The following is an 11756-nucleotide window of genomic DNA, read 5'->3' on the forward strand; positions in this document are numbered from 1 at the left end:
AGTTTAATAATATGGCGCGCTCAGGAGGATTCGAACCTCCGACCGCCTGGTTCGTAGCCAGGTACTCTATCCAGCTGAGCTATGAGCGCGCAGATTTTTACTTTATTCATTCGCATGGCTAGCCAATGAAAATCGGTGATTACTCACCGTAATATGGCGCGTCCTGGAGGATTCGAACCTCCGACCGCCTGGTTCGTAGCCAGGTACTCTATCCAGCTGAGCTAAGGACGCAAGACTAATGATTATTATCACCAGTTTAATAATATGGCGCGCTCAGGAGGATTCGAACCTCCGACCGCCTGGTTCGTAGCCAGGTACTCTATCCAGCTGAGCTATGAGCGCGCAAAAGTGATTTTCACCACTAACTACTTCTTTTAAAACAAAAATGTTGACCCGAGGTCAACAAATGGCGATGAGGGAGGGATTCGAACCCTCGATACGGCTACAAACCGTATACTCCCTTAGCAGGGGAGCGCCTTCAGCCTCTCGGCCACCTCACCACATGTTCACATTCCAAAAGAAATATGGCGCGTCCTGGAGGATTCGAACCTCCGACCGCCTGGTTCGTAGCCAGGTACTCTATCCAGCTGAGCTAAGGACGCGCTGTCGCTTATTGTATAAATTTCTTTATATTCGTAAGCACCACAAGATGGCGATGAGGGAGGGATTCGAACCCTCGATACGGCTACAAACCGTATACTCCCTTAGCAGGGGAGCGCCTTCAGCCTCTCGGCCACCTCACCGTCTTGCGGAGGCACATATTACGATTTACCCAAAATATGTCAAACACTTTCTTGGTAAAAAAAACAAAAACCACATCAACCGTTGGCAATTTAACCAAAGCGTCGAGAATTTACGCTTTAGAAAAACTCTAGCTAAAAACAAACACCTAAATAATATCATCCACGGATTACGCAATCGTAGTCAAAAACACACGACTCTAATTACCATTCAAGTCCGTCAAAAACCAGAAAGGCTGACATTAGTCAGCCTTTCTCAGTTCAATAATTAGTAGTTGCCAGGTGTGGCAGTACTATTACCTTTTTCAGCTTGAATGCGCATGTAGATTTCTTCACGGTGCACAGACACCTCTTTCGGAGCATTCACACCAATACGTACTTGGTTACCTTTTACGCCCAGAACTGTTACGGTTACTTCATCACCGATCATCAGTGTTTCGCCAACGCGGCGAGTCAAAATTAGCATTCTTTGCTCCTTGAGTATTCTCTGTATTATCTTGCAACAACACTATTATCTACTAAAAGTTATATTTTCGTAAACTCTCTACTCTCTAAATCAGCCTAAAAAGGCTTGTTTAGCCTGAAACTGCAATAAAGTATCCGAATGAATATAAGCTTCGTGCAAAATATTAGCCGCACTATCAACCTTGTCCGGCGCAAGCATTAACATTAACGAGTGTGAGGTGTTAGAAACATAATGCACATTAATACCGTTTTCGGCTAATAATGTACAGGCATGATCCATCAAAGCAGGGGCTTGCAAACCAACTGTCGTTAGTAAACTCACCTGCTCACTATTACGGATTTTATCGCGGAACACCAGATCCAACTTCGCATAAGCATCGCGTTTTATGACTACGCCTGCCCATTCTGTCTCCTCGATCACATTCCACAGTTCAATCGCTAGCATCTGACACTGTTTAATTAAGCCAGCTAAGCTATCGTGAGGAACAGTGACTAAAGCCATATCGCGCTGTATTGCTACGCCACAGACCCTTTGTGTCCCAACCTCACCCTTAATTAAACTGCCATGATTAACATCGAACGTCGATAACACTCGTAAAGGCACTTGATGCTTCCATGCATATTGTACGCAAGGTAAATGCAACACTTTAGCGCCTTTACGCGCCATCTCTTCCATAGATGGGAAATCTATCACGTCTAGTTTTTTAGCAGTAGGTACCACTCGTGGATCACAAGTGTACACACCATCAACATCCGTGAATATTTGACACTCATCAGCTCTCAGTGCTCCCGCGAGTGTTACTGCACTCGTATCGGAGCCCCCTCGTCCTAAAGTGGTGATATCCCCATTATCATTAATACCTTGAAAACCAGCCACTATCACAATCTGATCTTGCTCTAGTAGCTCTGTAATCGTTTGAGTATCAATGTTCTTAATCGTTGCGTCATTGTGTTGATTATCCGTCACAATCTTCGCCTGAGCTCCGGTTAGTGAGCGTGCTGCATAACCCAATTTATTTAAGGTCATTGCCAGCAGTGCCATCGACACTTGCTCACCAGCAGAGAGCAAAACATCAAGTTCTCGAGCAGTAGGAACGCTATCGATTTGTTGGGCGAGACCCAATAAACGATTGGTTTCTCCTGACATTGCCGAAACGACAACAACAACTTGATTACCATCATTCTTCGCTTTAATGATGTGCTCGGCTACGGTATGCATTCTTTCAATTGAACCAACCGACGTTCCGCCGAACTTTTGCACGATAAGGGGCTTTTTCACCAGTATTCACCTTCCCAAGACCAAAGTCTCATTAGGTCCAAACAATATCATAATCAACCAGTACACTAATCAACCTATTGATTATTCGTTTGGAGAGTATAAACAACAAAACCAAGTGAGTAATTGGTTACGGTTAAAATAACGTCAATTACACCACTTGGTTAACCAGATAAAGTTACGCTCAATCAAAAAATAGTGATTGAGCGTAAGTTATCATTACTTTATAAACGCTCAGCAATCCAAGCGTCTACCGACTCTAAAGCCAATGGCAATGCCTGTGCATCGCTCCCTCCAGCTTGTGCCATGTCGGGACGACCACCACCTTTACCACCGACTTGCTGGGCAACGAGGTTAACCAGCTCCCCCGCTTTGACTTTGGCGGTCAGATCGTTAGTCACGCCAGCAATTAAACCAACTTTGTCGTCAGCAACATTACCAAGCAAAATAATCCCGCTACCTAATTGGTTTTTAAGCTCATCCACCATACCACGTAAGGCTTTATTATCCGCGCCATTCAATTGCGCCACGAGGACTTTGACACCGGCGATTAATTTAACCTGATCGATCAAGTTGGCACTGGCTTGTGAAGCTAACTTATCTTTCAGTTGCTGGATTTCTTTTTCCAGCTGCTTAGTTTTTTGCATCGCTTCCGATAATTTCTCTTCGTACTTGTGCTGCTGAGTTTCCAATGCATCCAGTGCGGCTTCACCCGTTACAGCTTCAATACGACGAATCCCTGCAGCAATCCCCCCTTCAGAGAGAATCTTAAATAGGCCAATATCACCGGTATGTGACGCATGAATACCACCACATAATTCGGTCGAAAAATCACCCATCGACAAGACACGAACTTGTTCATCGTATTTCTCGCCAAACAGCGCCATCGCGCCTTTTTGCTTAGCGGACTCGATGTCCATCACATGAGTTTCAATCACATGATTCAAGCGAATTTGCGCGTTGACTAAACGTTCAACTTGCTTAATTTCTGCTGCGGTCATGGCTTCTAAATGAGAGAAATCGAAGCGCAAATTTTCGGCTCTAACCAGTGAACCTTTTTGGGTCACATGCTCACCGAGTACTTGACGTAACGCAGCATGCAATAAGTGTGTCGCTGAGTGATTGAGTGAAATCGCATTGCGACGTTTTTCATCCACCAGAGCTTCAACATGATCGCTACTGGCTAATACGCCTTCTTGCATCACACCATAATGGGCAATGGCATTACCTAATTTCTGGGTATCGTCGACTTTAAACACACCCGAAGCGGTTCTCAGTAAGCCTGCATCACCGCATTGACCGCCAGATTCAGCATAAAAAGGCGTTGTTTCCAAAACAACGATCGCTTTATCACCTGCTGATAGCGCCGAAACTTCTTGGCCATCGACGAATAATGCAGATACCGGACTCATTTGCTGGGTCGCGCTATAACCGCAGAATTCCGTTTCTCCATCCACCTTAATCATGCTGTTGTAATCGGTGCCAAAATTGCCTGCATCGCGCGCACGCTGACGCTGCTCTTCCATCGCCGCTTCAAAGCCTTCTTCATCAATGGTGAAACCACGCTCACGCGCAACATCATTGGTTAAATCCGCCGGAAAGCCGTAAGTATCATAGAGTTTGAATACAGTTTCACCATCTAAAACCGAACCTTCAACCGCATCCAATGCATCGTTGAGAATCGCCATACCGCGCTCTAATGTACGACCAAAGTTTTCTTCTTCGATACGCAGTACTTTTTCCACTAAAGCGTGCTGTTTTTTAAGCTCTTCGCCAGCGCTGCCCATTACCTCGGCTAACGGTGCTACGAGCTTATGGAAGAAAGCCCCTTGTGCTCCTAATTTGTTACCATGACGAACTGCACGGCGAATGATGCGGCGCAGCACATAACCACGACCTTCATTCGACGGCATCACACCATCAACAATCAAAAAGGCACAAGAGCGAATATGGTCCGCGACAACCCGTAATGATTGATTGGTCAGGTCTTGGTAACCAATCACTTCTGCTGCGGCTTTGATTAACGCTTGGAAGACATCGATCTCATAGTTGGAATGAACTCCCTGAGTGATCGCCGAAATACGCTCGATACCCATTCCAGTGTCAACCGAAGGCTTAGGTAGCGGTTCCATTTTCCCATCAGCGTGGCGATTAAACTGCATAAAGACCACGTTCCAGATTTCAATAAAACGATCGCCGTCTTCTTCAGCTGAACCTGGAGGACCACCCCAAATATGCTCGCCATGATCGTAGAAAATTTCCGTACAAGGACCACAAGGTCCGGTGTCACCCATTTGCCAGAAGTTATCCGACTCGTAAGCTTTACCGCCAGGCTTGTCGCCAATACGAATAATACGATCTTGGGGAATGCCAATTTGCTGATGCCAAATATCAAACGCTTCATCGTCGGTTTGATAAACGGTGACCAATAGACGCTCTTTAGGAAGCTTAACCACTTCGGTTAAAAACTCCCATGCATACTGAATGGCATCTTCTTTGAAATAATCGCCAAAACTGAAGTTGCCTAGCATTTCAAAAAAAGTGTGGTGACGAGCAGTGAAGCCAACGTTTTCTAGATCGTTGTGTTTACCACCAGCACGAACGCAGCGCTGAGCTGTCGTAGCGCGAGTATAGGCGCGTTTTTCTAGGCCTAAAAAGCAGTCTTTAAATTGGTTCATCCCAGCATTAGTGAATAGCAGGGTCGGATCGTTTGCAGGCACCAATGACGAACTGTCAACGATTTGGTGTCCTTTACTTTCAAAGAATGAGAGGAACGCGCGGCGAACCTCATCGGTGCTCATAAACATGCAGCTCTTCCTGAATGACTCAAGTTAGAATTTTGCGTATTGTAAAGCATGGATAAGGCTTCGCCTAGTTTTCTTAAATAAAAGCCGCTGATGGCAATAAAAAAGAGGCGTGATAGACGATTAATTAACGTTTAGTTTGCCTCTTCTTGATCACTCAAAGCGTAGTGAATCTGTTCAAAGCTGAATCCTCGAGATTGCAAAAATCGCACCCGCTTTGCCTGTTCTTTGGCTTCAATCGCAGGTTGAGCTTTAAACTTCCTCTCTGCTAGCTGTTTGGCGAGTTCAAACCAATCGGGGGCAAGCTGCTCTAACGCGATATTAATCACGTCATCGGCAACTCGATTTTGCTGCAATAACTGACGAATTCTCCGCTCACCATGGCCTTTGTTCATGCCTTGACGAATAGCACTTAAGGCATAACGTAAATCATCAAGATAGCCATAGTCTTGGCAATACATCATCACCGGTTGTATCTCTTCACGGCTAAAACCCTTAAGGAGTAATTTTTGGATAAGCTCGTATTCGCTGTGATCTCGACGCGACAAGATTCGAAGAGCGGTTTCTTTAGGATGACTCGGTGATGAGGCACTTTTATTTCGATTGGGATAGCGCGAGGATGAAGGGCAATGCATAGATTTAGCTCCAAATAAGAAAGCCCTGCAAAGCAGGGCTTAAAGATAGGTCAGGGATTAGGTTACAGCTCTTCTTCCTGTTCAGGTATGACACCAAATTCAGGCTCATCAAGCGGAACTTGTTCAGGGCTGAGTAGCATCTCACGCAATTTGCTATCAATCGCCTTGCTGGCTTCAGGATGCTCACGCAAAAACTTACAAGCATTGGCTTTACCTTGGCCAATTTTATCGCCATTGTAGCTGTACCAAGCACCGGATTTTTCAATCAGCTTATGTTTAACCCCTAAATCGACCAACTCGCCCTCACGGTTAAACCCTTGTCCGTACATGATTTGAGTATTGGCTTCTTTAAACGGGGCGGCGATTTTATTTTTAACGACTTTAATGCGGGTTTCATTACCCACCACTTCTTCGCCTTCTTTAATCGCGCCTGTACGACGAATATCTAAGCGAACTGAAGCGTAGAACTTAAGCGCATTACCACCCGTTGTCGTTTCTGGGTTGCCAAACATCACGCCAATTTTCATCCGAATTTGGTTGATGAAAATACACATACAGTTCGACTGCTTCAAGTTACCTGTCAGCTTACGCATCGCTTGAGAAAGCATACGAGCTTGGAGGCCCATGTGGCTATCACCCATTTCACCTTCAATTTCGGCTTTCGGTGTTAGCGCAGCAACAGAGTCAACGACGATGACGTCGACCGCACCAGAACGCGCCAGTGCATCACAAATTTCCAGTGCTTGCTCACCAGTATCTGGCTGAGAAACAAGTAGATCGTTGATCTTCACACCCAGCTTCTGAGCATAAATAGGATCAAGAGCGTGTTCAGCATCAATAAACGCACAGGTTTTACCTTCACGTTGTGCAGAAGCAATTAACTCAAGAGTTAAAGTTGTTTTACCCGAAGATTCAGGACCATAAACTTCAACAATCCGCCCCATCGGTAGACCGCCAGCACCCAAGGCGATGTCGAGAGAAAGAGAACCGGTTGAAATCGTCTCGACATCCATCGTGCGGTTATCACCCAGCAGCATGATAGATCCTTTACCGAATTGCTTTTCAATTTGACCAAGCGCTGCGGCTAAGGCTTTTTGTTTATTCTCGTCCATTACTTTCTCCAGACTGTCACCTTACGGTGAAAGGTTTCGCGATTGAGTGCGACGTTATCGTCAACTTACCACTTATTATACTGTTGATTCATACAGTGTCCAGAGCTGTATGAAGATTTTTGCGCCTCAGCTCAAATCGTTGAAGATAAATGGTCACTGATGATTTGCAACGCATGGATGATCGCCTGCTCGCGAACACTCGCCCTATCTCCTTGAAAATAAACCGTTTCCACCCTCTGCCAACCTTGGTTACTCGCCCAAGCAAAACATACGGTGCCGACGGGCTTGTCATCCGTCGCCCCTGATGGCCCAGCGATACCACTGATCGCTACTCCGATGGTCGCCTGTGAATGCAATAGTGCTCCGTGGACCATTTCCACCACTACCGGTTCAGAAACCGCGCCATATTCAAGCAACGTTTGTGAACGCACACCGAGCATCTCTTGTTTAGCTTGATTACTGTAAGTGACAAAAGCGCGATCAAACCAAGCCGAGCTGCCTGCGGTATCGGTGATGGCAAAGGCAACACCTCCGCCCGTGCACGACTCAGCGCTAGTCATCATTTGCTGAGCAGCCAATAACTGCTGCCCGACTTGTTGGCTTAGTGCGACGATGTGATTCATGCTACCCCTACTTATTTTTAATCCAACCACCCAAACATCATAAAACATAATGGGCACCATTCGGTACCCATTGCTTCACACCACACCGTCATGATGACTCTTAAATTTCAAACATCAAACTGTCTGCATCAAGGAACGGCCAGCGAATCACCTGAGGAGACTGACTCTGTTCGTCAAAAAAATACCCTACCTGTGGCGTAGCAAATACTTTGTCACCGCGAGCAATAGGCTGTTCATTTAAAGCGCGATGAGTCAGTTTCGCTTCCCATGGTTCAGGGCTTTGCCAACCGATAGGCGCAAGCTCGACTCGTACCTCTGCACCAACAGGATTAATCGACAAAACTTCACAAGGTAAACACGCTTGACTGTTCTCTTTGAGAGAAACACTCAACTCATGACTACGGACGTAAAGCGTCCCAGCTTGTTGAATCGCTCTCTGCTGAGGCGGCAAAATAAAAGCCTGCTCATTTTGCCAATGGGGATCCTGCCACTGAGCAGGAAAAACATTTACATTACCAAAAAAGTCGAACACAAAACGACTGTTTGGCTCAGCGTATAACTGAACAGGGGTATCGACTTGCTCAATTCGACCATTACTCATCACCACCACACGATCCGAAAGCTCCAAGGCTTCATCTTGATCGTGGGTGACGAAAACGCTGGTAAAGCCGAGCTCATCATGCAAACTGCGTAGCCAGCGACGTAGCTCTTTACGAACTTTGGCATCGAGCGCACCAAACGGCTCATCCAATAACAACACTTCTGGTTGAGTGGCCAATGCTCGAGCTAACGCGATACGCTGTTTTTGTCCACCTGACAACTGCTCTGGATAGCGATCGGCCAAATGACCAAGTTGAACAATCTCAAGCAGTTGTTTGACTCGTCGAGCGATTTCAGTCGACGTTGGACGCTGACGACGATCCATCACTTGTAAACCAAAGGCCACATTATCCGCAACCGTCATATGCCGGAACAGGGCGTAATTTTGAAATACAAACCCAACTCGGCGTTCACGAACATGAACATAGGTGACATCACGATTACGAAAATGAATGTGTCCAGTATCCGCCCCTTCCAAGCCAGCGATAATACGCAATAAAGTGGTTTTTCCTGAGCCAGATGGGCCTAGTAAGCCTATCATTTCGCCATCATCAATGTGTAAAGAGAGCGGTGATAAAGCCTGAAATGCTCCAAAGTTTTTGGAAATATTATCTAAACGAATACTCATACCGTCTCTTGCTCACTCTTGGTTTTGCTTTGATTATGTTCTTGTCGCCACTCAACAATCGCTTTTAACACTAATGTTAACAAGGCGATAAACGCCAGTAATGACGCACTCGCGAACGCCGCTTGTGATTGGTAATCTTCATACAAGACTTGGACATGCAAAGGAAGGGTATTGGTCTCACCACGGATATTGCCAGATACCACCGCCACTGCACCAAATTCGCCAATCGCTCTGGCGTTGGTTAATATCACCCCGTAAATAAGGGCCCATTTTATGTTCGGCAACGTCACTCGACGAAACAGTTGCCACCACGATGCGCCCAAAATCACCGCCGCTTCTTCATCCGAACGGCCTTGCTGTTGCATCAGAGGGATCAGCTCTCGGGCAACAAATGGGCAGGTAACAAACACCGTGACCAATACGATACCCGGCCAGGCAAACATCACTTGTAAATCACGCTCAAACAGCCATTCACCTAACCAGCCGTTACTGCCATAGAGCAGTAAATACAACAAACCTGCAACGACGGGAGAAACGGCAAATGGAATATCAATGATCGTGGTCAGTACTTTACGTCCTGGAAATTCAAAACGCGTGACCGCCCAAGCGAGCAGCACCCCAAACACCAAATTAATCGGCACCGTCAACAGGGCAACCAATAACGTCAAACTGATCGCATGGCGCGTATCGGGTTCGAGTAAATGACCAATGTAAGCCGATAAACCACTTGCGAACGCTTGCTGAAAAATACTGACTAATGGGATCACTAAAAGTAAAGTGACCCAAAATAGCGCCAATCCAATCAGGCTCCATTTCACCCAAGGCGTTTCACCGACTCGTTTCGGCTGTAATCCTTTCATCGCCTTTTCCTTAACGCCCATGAATACGACGTAAATAAGCACCTTGCCATACATTGATCGTCAACAGTAATAACAAAGAAGCAAGTAGCACCACCGAAGCAATCGCGCTCGCCGCAGGAAAATCAAATTCTTGCAAACGCACAAAAATCATTAATGACGTAATTTCACTCACATAAGGCATGTTGCCAGCAATGAAGATCACCGCGCCAAACTCCCCTAAACTGCGCGTAAATGAAAGCGCGACACCAACCAGCAGAGCGGGCTTTAACGACGGCATGATCACTCGCCAAAACACCGCTCGATCCGTCGCACCAAGGGTCATACCGGCTTCTTCCTCCTCTTTAGAAATCTCTTCTAACACAGGCTGAACCGTACGAACCACAAAAGGCAAACTGGTAAACACCATTGCTAATACAATCCCTAAAGGGGTGTAAGCGACCTTGATCCCGAGTTCACTAAGCACACTTCCTACCCATCCATTGGTTGAGTACAGCGTCGCTAAGGTTATTCCTGCCACTGCTGTGGGGAGCGCAAAGGGTAAGTCGACTAACGCATCCAGGATCCGTTTGCCATAAAAGTCATAACGAACCAAAACCCACGCCAGCAACAGTCCTAGCAAGCCATTAAATAACGAGGCAATCAACGCGGCTCCAATGGTAACTTTGTAACTGGCCACCACTCTTGGGTCGGCGATCACCTGCCAATATTCTGCCCAAGACATATTGCTGGTTTGGATAATTAAGCCACTCGCCGGCAGTAATAAAATTAAACTGATAAAAAATAGCGAGGTCCCGAGACTGACCCCAAAACCGGGCAATACTCGTTTATGACGTGGTCGCGTGAGAGAACGGCTCATAAACCCTCTGCAAAAACTTAAGCGTAAGTAAAATAGCCACTGAGTTAGATTAGTAAAACTAAGTGGCGAATCATCGGTTAACGACGTTGTAGCTGATCCAGTTTAGCGCCATTGGCAAAATGGTCTTGCATGGCTTTTTCCCAACCACCCGCAATAGTCTCTACCGTTAATAATTCGACATCAGGAAAACGATCGGCAAACTCGGCTTTCACTTTTTCATCATGGATTCGATAGCTGAAACCAGCCAATAAACGCTGTGCCTCTTCGCTGTATAAGTAAGAGAGGTATTCGTGAGCAACCTCATAAGTGCCTTTACGTTTAGCGGTACGCTCGACAACCGCTACCGGAAATTCAGCCAAAATAGAAGTTTTAGGCACCACGACTTGATAATCATCCATACCGTACTGCTGACGAATATTATTAACTTCAGATTCAAAAGTAATCAATACGTCCCCAAGGCCACGCTCAACAAAAGAAGTGGTTGCCCCTCGACCTCCGGTATCAAATACCGCGACATTAGCAAGAAACTGTCTTAAAAATCGGTCTTGTTCGGCTTGATTATCGACACCAAATTCTTGCTGGGCAAAACCTAACGCGGCCAAATAGGTGTAACGCGCATTACCGGAAGTTTTTGGATTCGGGAATACGGATGACACATCGTCGCGAGCCAAATCATCCCAGTTCTGAATATTTTTCGGGTTACCTTTGCGAACTAAAAATGCGGTTGTTGAATAATAAGGTGAGCTCGCATTAGGAAATTTATCTTGCCAATTGGCGTCGATTAATTTTCCCCGATCATGCAGAACTTGGACGTCGGTAACTTGGTTGAAAGTCACCACATCCGCTGCAAGCCCTTGTAAAATAGAACGAGCTTGAGCGGAAGAACCGCCATGAGATTGACGTATTTCTACCGTTTGCCCAGTTTTTTCTTGCCAATGCTTAACAAATAGCGGGTTATAAGCATTGAAAAGCTCACGAGCGATATCATACGATGAGTTAAGAATGGTTTGATCGGCGGCTGAAACATTCAATGATCCAACCATGAGTAATGTGGCTAACGCCGACTTAATAAACTTCATATTTGATACTCCACAATTCCCGTTGCCAGCATGGCTTCCTATTGCTTAGAGTATTAGGTAAATGAATTATAACAAAGC

Annotated in this window: 10 protein-coding genes and 6 tRNA genes; all 16 read right to left on the minus strand. The window is 46.0% G+C overall.

Annotated features, from left to right (window positions below; all coding sequences use genetic code 11):
- Nucleotides 1-12: 12 nt before the first annotated feature.
- Nucleotides 13-89: transfer RNA gene (locus tag CAG60_RS02090), tRNA-Arg, on the minus strand.
- A 65-nt stretch (nt 90-154) separates the two neighbouring features.
- Nucleotides 155-231: transfer RNA gene (locus CAG60_RS02095), tRNA-Arg, on the minus strand.
- A gap of 34 nt (nt 232-265) precedes the next feature.
- A tRNA-Arg gene (locus tag CAG60_RS02100) sits at nt 266-342 on the minus strand.
- 65 nt (nt 343-407) lie between these two features.
- Nucleotides 408-500, minus strand: a tRNA-Ser gene (locus CAG60_RS02105).
- Between the two features lie 25 nt (nt 501-525).
- Nucleotides 526-602, minus strand: a tRNA-Arg gene (locus tag CAG60_RS02110).
- A gap of 48 nt (nt 603-650) precedes the next feature.
- Nucleotides 651-743 (minus strand) — tRNA-Ser (locus CAG60_RS02115).
- A 265-nt stretch (nt 744-1008) separates the two neighbouring features.
- Nucleotides 1009-1206: a carbon storage regulator CsrA gene (gene csrA / locus CAG60_RS02120; RefSeq protein ID WP_115152690.1), complete on the minus strand. Its 198-nt coding sequence runs from the start codon at nt 1204-1206 to the stop codon at nt 1009-1011.
- A 90-nt stretch (nt 1207-1296) separates the two neighbouring features.
- A complete protein-coding gene (locus CAG60_RS02125; RefSeq protein WP_158137833.1) occupies nt 1297-2484 on the minus strand; it encodes an aspartate kinase in 1188 nt (395 codons plus the stop codon).
- 221 nt (nt 2485-2705) lie between these two features.
- On the minus strand, nt 2706-5288 hold the full coding sequence (alaS, locus tag CAG60_RS02130; protein ID WP_161438169.1) for an alanine--tRNA ligase: 2583 nt from the start codon (nt 5286-5288) through the stop codon (nt 2706-2708).
- 131 nt (nt 5289-5419) lie between these two features.
- Nucleotides 5420-5920 (minus strand): recombination regulator RecX, encoded by a 501-nt coding sequence (gene recX, locus CAG60_RS02135; RefSeq protein WP_161438170.1) that lies wholly within the window; start codon nt 5918-5920, stop codon nt 5420-5422.
- A 62-nt stretch (nt 5921-5982) separates the two neighbouring features.
- A complete protein-coding gene (recA, locus tag CAG60_RS02140; RefSeq protein ID WP_072668909.1) occupies nt 5983-7032 on the minus strand; it encodes a recombinase RecA in 1050 nt (349 codons plus the stop codon).
- Between the two features lie 131 nt (nt 7033-7163).
- On the minus strand, nt 7164-7655 hold the full coding sequence (gene pncC, locus CAG60_RS02145) for a nicotinamide-nucleotide amidase (protein ID WP_161438171.1): 492 nt from the start codon (nt 7653-7655) through the stop codon (nt 7164-7166).
- A gap of 100 nt (nt 7656-7755) precedes the next feature.
- The gene (locus CAG60_RS02150; protein WP_161438172.1) at nt 7756-8883 is read right to left on the minus strand and encodes a sulfate/molybdate ABC transporter ATP-binding protein; all 1128 of its coding nucleotides are present in this window, start codon (nt 8881-8883) and stop codon (nt 7756-7758) included.
- Nucleotides 8880-9743, minus strand: a complete 864-nt coding sequence (gene cysW / locus CAG60_RS02155) for a sulfate ABC transporter permease subunit CysW (RefSeq protein ID WP_004395993.1) — start codon at nt 9741-9743, stop codon at nt 8880-8882. Before cysW ends, CAG60_RS02150 begins: the two co-directional genes overlap by 4 nt.
- 10 nt (nt 9744-9753) lie before the next feature.
- Nucleotides 9754-10599, minus strand: a complete 846-nt coding sequence (cysT, locus tag CAG60_RS02160; protein ID WP_004395994.1) for a sulfate/thiosulfate ABC transporter permease CysT — start codon at nt 10597-10599, stop codon at nt 9754-9756.
- 77 nt (nt 10600-10676) lie between these two features.
- Nucleotides 10677-11678, minus strand: a complete 1002-nt coding sequence (cysP, locus tag CAG60_RS02165; protein ID WP_161438173.1) for a thiosulfate ABC transporter substrate-binding protein CysP — start codon at nt 11676-11678, stop codon at nt 10677-10679.
- Nucleotides 11679-11756: the final 78 nt, after the last annotated feature.

It is taken from the genome of Vibrio sp. V33_P6A3T137 (assembly GCF_009904835.1).
In the GTDB taxonomy this organism is placed as follows: domain Bacteria; phylum Pseudomonadota; class Gammaproteobacteria; order Enterobacterales; family Vibrionaceae; genus Vibrio; species Vibrio metschnikovii.

Bases quoted from the DNA above. Each gene is read 5' to 3' on its own strand.
- csrA (WP_115152690.1), bottom strand. From the start codon at position 1,206: ATGCTAATTTTGACTCGCCGCGTTGGCGAAACACTGATGATCGGTGAT.
- alaS (WP_161438169.1), bottom strand. From the start codon at position 5,288: ATGTTTATGAGCACCGATGAGGTTCGCCGCGCGTTCCTCTCATTCTTT.
- recX (WP_161438170.1), bottom strand. From the start codon at position 5,920: ATGCATTGCCCTTCATCCTCGCGCTATCCCAATCGAAATAAAAGTGCC.
- recA (WP_072668909.1), bottom strand. From the start codon at position 7,032: ATGGACGAGAATAAACAAAAAGCCTTAGCCGCAGCGCTTGGTCAAATT.
- pncC (WP_161438171.1), bottom strand. From the start codon at position 7,655: ATGAATCACATCGTCGCACTAAGCCAACAAGTCGGGCAGCAGTTATTG.
- CAG60_RS02150 (WP_161438172.1), bottom strand. From the start codon at position 8,883: ATGAGTATTCGTTTAGATAATATTTCCAAAAACTTTGGAGCATTTCAG.
- cysW (WP_004395993.1), bottom strand. From the start codon at position 9,743: ATGAAAGGATTACAGCCGAAACGAGTCGGTGAAACGCCTTGGGTGAAA.
- cysT (WP_004395994.1), bottom strand. From the start codon at position 10,599: ATGAGCCGTTCTCTCACGCGACCACGTCATAAACGAGTATTGCCCGGT.
- cysP (WP_161438173.1), bottom strand. From the start codon at position 11,678: ATGAAGTTTATTAAGTCGGCGTTAGCCACATTACTCATGGTTGGATCA.